1 protein-coding gene is annotated in these 7,653 nt (G+C 74.2%); it reads left to right on the forward strand.

All coding sequences use genetic code 11. From position 1 onward, the window contains the following. Window positions 1–7,653, forward strand: a 7,653-nt coding sequence (locus ACFU99_RS25505; RefSeq protein ID WP_384395794.1) for an amino acid adenylation domain-containing protein, incomplete at both ends; no start/stop codon positions are given.

The following is a 7,653-nucleotide window of genomic DNA, read 5'->3' on the forward strand; positions in this document are numbered from 1 at the left end:
GGGTGGGCGTCGACGACAGCTTCTTCGAGCTGGGCGGGGACAGCATCATGTCCATCCAGCTGGTGAGCCGGGCCCGCCGGGCCGGGCTGGAGCTGTCGGCGCGCGACGTCTTCGACCACAAGACGGTCGCGGCGCTCGCCACGGCGGTGAGTGACGCCCAGGAAGCGGTGGCGGAAGAGGCGGGCGCCGGAGTCGGCCCCGTACCGCTGACGCCGATCATGCGCCGGTTCGCGGAGAGCGGCGGGCCCGTCGAGCGGTTCAACCAGTCGCTGGCGCTGCGCGTGCCCGCCGGAATGGCGGAGCGCGACCTCGTGACCGCCGTGCAGACCCTGCTCGACCAGCACGACGTGCTGCGTATGCGGGTGGTCCCCGCGGCCGGCGACTGGTCGGTGGAGATCACCGCGCCCGGCTCCGTACGGGCCGCGGACCGCGTGCTGCGTGTGGACGAGACGGGGCTGGACGCGGCGGCCCGCGACGCGCGGTACGCGGCCGAGGCGGACGCGGCACGCGAGCGCCTGGCGCCCGCCGACGGCGTCATGGCGCAGCTGGTGTGGTTCGACCGGGGACCGGACGAACCGGGCCGACTGCTGGTGATGGTGCATCACTTCGCGGTGGACGGCGTGTCCTGGCGGCTGCTGATACCCGCCCTCGCCGACGCCTGGCGGGCGGTCTCCGCAGGCCGCGAGCCGGAACCGCGACCGGCGGCGACATCCTTCCGCGGCTGGGCCCGGCGTCTGACCGAGGAGGCTCACCAGCCTTCGCGCGTCGCCGAGTTGGAGCGGTGGCGACAGGTGCTCGACACCCCTGAACCCGTCATCGGCACAGGCCCCCTGGACCCCTCCCTGGATACGTACGGGACGGCCGGCTCCGTGACGCTGCGGCTGCCCGCCGATGTCACGGACGCGCTCCTGACGACCGTGCCGAGCACCTTCCGGGCGGGCGTCAACGACGTCCTGCTGTCGGCGTTCGCCCTCGCCGTCGCCGACTGGCGCGGCGGCCTCCCCCCATCCGCGTCCCCGCACGTCCTGGTGGACCTGGAGAGCCACGGCCGCGAGGAGGAAGCGGTCGGCGGCGTGGACGTGTCGGAGACCGTCGGCTGGTTCACCAGCCTCTATCCGGTACGGCTGGACGTCTCCGGACTCGACCGGGCGCGGGCCTGGGACGGCGGGCCCGCCGCCGGGGCCCTGCTCAAGCGCGTCAAGGACGAGCTGCGGGCCGTCCCGGACAACGGCCTCGGCTTCGGGCTGCTGCGGTATCTGAACCCGGACACCGCCGGTGAGCTGGCGGCTCTCGGCGCGCCGCAGATCGGTTTCAACTACCTCGGGCGCATCGCGGCGGAGAGCGCCGCCGACGCCGATGCCGATGCGGGCTCCGCCGACTGGTCCGTGCTGGCCGGGTCGGCGGGCAGCGGCGGCACGGACGACGCGCTGCTGCTCACCCACACCGTCGAGCTGAACGCCCTCACCGAGGACGGCGCGCGCGGCCCGGAACTGGTCGCCACCTGGACCTTCGCCGAGCGGCTGCTCGACGAGAGGAGCGTGCGGGAACTGGCCGAGGGCTGGTTCCGGGCCCTGCGCGCCCTCGCCGCGCACGCCGAGCGCCCCGACGCGGGCGGGCTCACCCCCTCCGACGTGCCGCTCGCCGCCCTCACCCAGCCGGAACTCGACGGCGTGCTCGCCGCGTACCCGGACACCGCCGACGTGCTGCCGCTCTCCCCGCTCCAGTCGGGCCTGCTCTTCCACGGCCTCTTCGACGAACAGGCCCGGGACGTCTACACCGTCCAGATGGCCATCGACTTCGACGGCGCGCTGGACGCGACCGCCATGCGGGCCGCCGGGCAGGCGCTGCTCGACCGGCACGCCAACCTCCGCGCCGGGTTCCGGCACGAAGGGCTCACCCACCCGGTCCAGGTGATCCCGGAAAGCGTCGAACTCCCCTGGCATGAAGAGGACTTGACGTCCCTCGGGGAAGCGGAGCGGGCCGCCGAGGCCGAGCGGCTGCTCGCGGCGGACCGCGCGCTCCGCTTCGACCTGGCCCGGCCCCCGCTGCTCCGCTTCACCCTGCTGAAGCTCGGGCCCCAGCACCACCGGCTGGTGCTCAGCAACCACCACCTGCTGCTCGACGGCTGGTCGCTGCCCGTGCTCGTCCGCGAGCTGTTCCAGCTCTACACGGGTACGGCCGCGCTGCTGCCCGTACGCCCGTACCGCGACTACCTCGGCTGGGTGGCGGGCCAGGACCGGACCGCCGCCGAAGCGGCCTGGCGCGAGGCGCTGGCAGGGTTCGAGGAGCCGACCCGGCTGGCCCCGGCCGCGCGCGCCGGGCGGCCCCCGGCCGCCCCCGAGCACCTGCGGTTCGCCCTGTCCGAGCAGGCCACGGCCGAGCTCGCGGAGCGCGCCCGTACGCACGGGCTGACGCTGAACACCGTCGTCCAGGGCGCCTGGGCGCTGGTCCTGGCGAGCCTGACCGGCCAGGACGACGTGGCGTTCGGCTTCGTCGTCTCCGGCCGGCCGCCGGAGCTGGCGGGCGTCGAGGACATGGTGGGCCTGTTCATCAACACCCTGCCGCTGCGCGCCCGGCTGCGCCCCGCCGAGCCCCTCGCGGACCTCCTCGCCCGCGTCCAGGGCGAGCAGGCGCGGCTGCTCGCCCATCAGCACCTCGGCCTGACGGCCATTCAGCAGCAGGCCGGAACGGGCGAACTCTTCGACACCTCCGTGGTGTTCGAGAACTACCCGCTCGACCGGAACGCGCTGGACGACCTCGCGGGCCTCGGCGGGCTGCGCGTCGCGGACGCCGCGATCAGCGACTCCACGCACTACACCCTGGCCCTCGTCGCGATGCCCGGCGACACCCTCGGCTTCCGGCTCGACTATCAGAGCGACGTGCTCGACGCGGCGGCCGTACGGACCGTCGCCGACCGCTTCACCCGCGTCCTGGACGCCATGCGGACCGACCCGGCCCGCCCCGTGGGACGCATCGCCCTGCTCACCGACGCCGAGAGCCGGGCGCTGGTGACCGACGGGAACGACACCCGCCGCGACGTGCCCGCCCAGACGCTGCCCGCGCTCTTCGAGGCGCAGGCGGCCCGTGCCCCCGCCACGGCGTCCGAGGCCGGCGAGCTGACGTACGCCCAGCTCAACGCCCGCGCCAACCGGCTCGCCCGGCTGCTCGTCGACCGGGGCGTCGGCCCGGAGCGCTCCGTGGCCGTCTCGCTGCCGCGCTCCGCCGACCTCGTCGTCGCCCTCCTCGCCGTCGTCAAGGCGGGCGGCGTGTACCTGCCCGTCGACCCCGACTACCCGGCTGACCGCATCGCCTACATGCTGGCCGACGCCGCGCCCGCGCTGATCCTCACCGACACCGCGCGCGCCGGACGGTTCGCGGGCGCCGACGTGCCGCTGCTGCTCGTCGACCACACCGACACCAGCGGCTACGACGCCGCCGACCCCACCGACGCCGACCGCGCCGCGCCGCTGAAGCCGACCCACCCCGCCTACACCATCTACACCTCGGGTTCCACGGGCCGCCCCAAGGGCGTCGTCGTCACCCACACCGGGCTGGCGAGCCTGGCAGCCGGACAGATCGAGGGCTTCGCGGTGGAGCCCGGCAGCCGCGTCCTGCTGTTCGCCTCGCCCAGCTTCGACGCCGCCGTCTCCGAACTCTGCATCGCCCTGCTCTCCGGCTCCTGCGTCGTCCTCGCGGACGCGGACCGGCTGCTGCCGGGGCCGTCGCTGACCGCACTCCTCGCCGAGCGGCGGATCACCCACGCCACGCTCCCGCCGTCCGCCCTCGCACAGCTGGCAGACGACGCCCTGCCCGCGCGGATGACGCTGACCGTGGCGGGCGAGGCGTGCCCGCCGCACCTCGTGGAGCGCTTCTCGCGCGGCCGCCGCATGATCAACGCGTACGGCCCCACCGAGTCCACCGTGTGCGCCAGCATGAGCGGCCCGCTGGCCGGAGCGGTCGTTCCGGAGATGGGCCGACCCATCGTCAACACCCGCCTGTACGTACTCGATTCGGCCCTCCGTCCCGCCTCGCCCGGCGTGCCCGGAGAGCTGTACATCGCAGGCGACGGGCTGGCCCGCGGCTACCACCGCCGCCCGGCCCTGACAGCGGAGCGGTTCGTCGCCGACCCGTACGGACCGGCCGGCGCCCGCATGTACCGCACCGGCGACCTGGCCGTACGACACCCCGACGGCCGCCTCGAATTCGCCGGCCGCGCCGACGACCAGGTGAAGGTCCGCGGCTTCCGCGTCGAGACCGGCGAGATCGAGACGGCGCTCGCCGCCCACCCGGCCGTGGCCCGCGCCGCCGTCACCGTCCGCGAGGACCGCCCCGGCGACAAACGCCTGGTCGCCTACGCCGTACCGGTCGAAGGCGCCGTCCCCGCCCCCGAGACCGGCTCGCTGCGGGCGCACCTCGCCGAGGCGCTGCCCGACTACATGGTGCCCTCCGCCGTCGTCGTCCTCGACGCCCTGCCGCTCACCCCGAACGGCAAGCTCGACCGCAAGGCGCTGCCCGCACCCGAGTACGGCGGCACGTCGGCGGGCCGCACCCCGCGCTCCCCGCAGGAGGAGATCCTGTGCGGGATCTTCGCCGACGTCCTCGGCGTCCCCAAGGCGACCATCGACGACAGCTTCTTCGACCTCGGCGGCCACTCGCTCCTCGCCACCCAGCTCGTCAGCCGGGTGCGCGCCGCACTCGACGTCGAGCTGTCCATCCGTCAGCTCTTCGAAGAGCCCACCGTCGCCGGACTCGCCACCGTCATCGGAGCGGCCGGCGCCGCGCGCGCCGCCCTCGCGCCGAGGGACCGCGGCGCGAGGGTGCCCGCCTCCTTCGCACAGCAACGCCTCTGGTTCCTCGGACAGTTCGAAGGCCCCAACGCCACCTACAACCTGCCCGCGGCGCTCCGCCTGACGGGCCGTCTGGACCGCGCCGCGCTGCGGCACGCCCTCGACGACGTCGTGGAGCGGCACGAGAGCCTGCGCACCGTGTTCGCCGAGGACGCCGAAGGCCCGTATCAGCGCATCCTCGACGCCGCCGCGAGCCGCCCCGAGCTGACGGTCACGGCCGTCACCGAGGAGAAGCTGACCGAGAAGCTGCGCCGCGCCGCCCGGCACGGCTTCGACCTCACCGCCGAAATCCCCGTGCGGGCCACGCTGTTCGAGCTGGGCGCCGACGAGCACGTACTGCTGCTGCTCGTCCACCACATCGCGGGCGACGGCTGGTCGATGGGGCGCCTGGCCGCCGACTTCTCCACCGCCTACGCCGCACGCCGCACCGGAACGGCCCCCGACTGGGCGCCGCTGCCCGTGCAGTACGCCGACTACACCCTGTGGCAGCGCGAAACGCTCGGCGACGAGAACGACCCCGACAGCCCGGCGGCCGGACAACTCGCCTACTGGAAGACCACGTTGGCCGGGCTGCCCGAGGAGCTGGAGCTGCCGGCCGACCGGCCGCGCCCCGCGGCCTCCGCCAACCGGGGCGGCCACCTCGCCTTCGACATCCCCGCCGGCCTGCACACCGCGCTCGCCGCCCTGGCCAAGGAGCGCCGCGCCAGCCTCTTCATGCTCGTCCAGACGGCCCTCGCCACGCTGTACGCACGGCTGGGCGCCGGAACCGACATCCCCCTCGGCACGCCCGTCGCCGGCCGCACGGACGACGCGCTGGAAGACCTCGTCGGGTTCTTCGTCAACACGCTGGTGCTGCGCACCGACGTCTCCGGCGACCCGACGTTCGCCGAGCTCATCGACCGGGTGCGGGAGACGGACCTGGCCGCGTACGCGCACCAGGACGTGCCCTTCGAGCGGCTGGTCGAGGTGGTCAACCCGGCCCGCTCGCTCTCCCGGCACCCCCTCTTCCAGACCTCGCTGACCTTCGACACCGACCGGCGCGAGGCGCTGGACGCGATCGGCGCCCTGCCGGGGCTCACCGCCGTTCCGCAGCCGGTGGACACCCGCGTCGCCAAGTTCGACCTGGACTTCAACATCGCCGAGCTGTACGGGCCCGAGGGCGCGCCCGCAGGGCTCGGCGGCGTCGTGGAGTACAGCACCGAACTCTTCGACCGCGACAGCGTCCAACGCCTCGTCGACCGGCTCATCCGGGTCCTCGCCGCCATGGCCGAGGCCCCCGACCGGCCCGTCATGACCGTCGACATCCTGGACCCCGCCGAACGGCGCCGCATGGTGACCGAGTGGAACGACACGGATGTGGAGTTCCCGGCGGACACGGCCGTGCACGTGCTCTTCGAGGAGCAGGCGGCGGCCACGCCCGACGCTGTGGCGGTGATCTCGGGGGAGCGGTCGCTCACGTACGGGGAGCTGAACGCGCGGGCGAACCGTCTGGCGCACCGGCTGATCGGGCTGGGCGTACGCCCGGAGAGCCGGGTCGCGGTGCTCCAGGAGCGGTCGGCGGACGTGGTGGTCTCCAGCCTCGCCGTGCTGAAGGCGGGCGGCGTGTACGTACCGCTCGACCCGAACCAGCCCGCGAGCCGCTCCGAATTCATCCTCCGCGACACCGGAGCGGTCGCCTTGCTCACCGACCGGAACCCCGAGGAGATCGAATTCGCCGTCCACACGCCGATCATCCGCGCAGGTGAGAGCTGTGCCGGTGAACCGGACACCCACCCGGACGTCGCGACCCACGCCCAGCAGCTGATCTACGCCATGTACACCTCCGGCTCCACGGGCACCCCGAAGGGCGTGGCCAACACGCACCGCAATGTGGTGCACCTGGCGGCGGACCGCTACTGGACGCGCGGCAACCACGAGCGGGTGCTGATGCACTCCCCGTACGCCTTCGACGCCTCGACGTTCGAGATCTGGACGCCCCTGCTGACCGGCGGCCGGATCGTCGTCGCCCCCGCGGGCCGCCTCGGCGCCGCCGACCTCGCCGCGGTGATCGCGGAGCAGGAAGTGACGGGCCTCTTCGTCAGCGCCGGGCTGTTCCGGGTGCTGGCCGAGGAACGCCCCGAATGCTTCGCGGGCGTCCGCGAGATCTGGGCCGGCGGTGACGTCGTGTCACCAGCCGCCGTCCGCCGCGTCCTTGACGCCTGCCCGGGGATCACCGTCGCCAACGAGTACGGGCCGACGGAGACCACCGTCTTCTCCAGCGTCAACCCGATGCGCGACCCCGACGAGGTCCCCGAGGCCGCCGTGCCGATCGGCCGCCCCCTGTGGAACACACAGGTGTACGTCCTCGACACCGGCCTCCGTCCCGTCGCGCCCGGCGTCAGCGGCGAGCTGTACATCGCGGGCGACGGTCTGGCGCGCGGCTACCTGGGCCGGGCGGAGCTGACCGCGCAGCGGTTCGTGGCCGATCCCTTCGGGGGCGGTCACGACGGTGACGGCGGCCGGATGTACCGCACCGGCGATGTCGTGCGGTGGCTGGAGGACGGGCGGCTGGAGTTCGTCGGCCGCGTCGACGACCAGGTCAAGCTGCGCGGCTTCCGCATCGAGCCCGGCGAGGTGGAGGGCGTCCTCGCCGGACGCCCCGAGGTGGCGCAGGCCGCCGTGATCCTCCGCGAGGACCGCCCCGGCGCGAAGCGGCTGGTGGCGTATGTCGTCGCGGCCTCCGGCACCGCCGTCGACGCCGAAGCGCTGCGGGCCCACGCCGCCGGCTCGCTGCCCGAGTACATGGTGCCGTCGGCCGTCGTCACGC

Origin of the sequence: Streptomyces sp. NPDC057654, from assembly GCF_042800135.1 — a bacterium.
Taxonomy (GTDB): Bacteria; Actinomycetota; Actinomycetes; order Streptomycetales; family Streptomycetaceae; genus Streptomyces.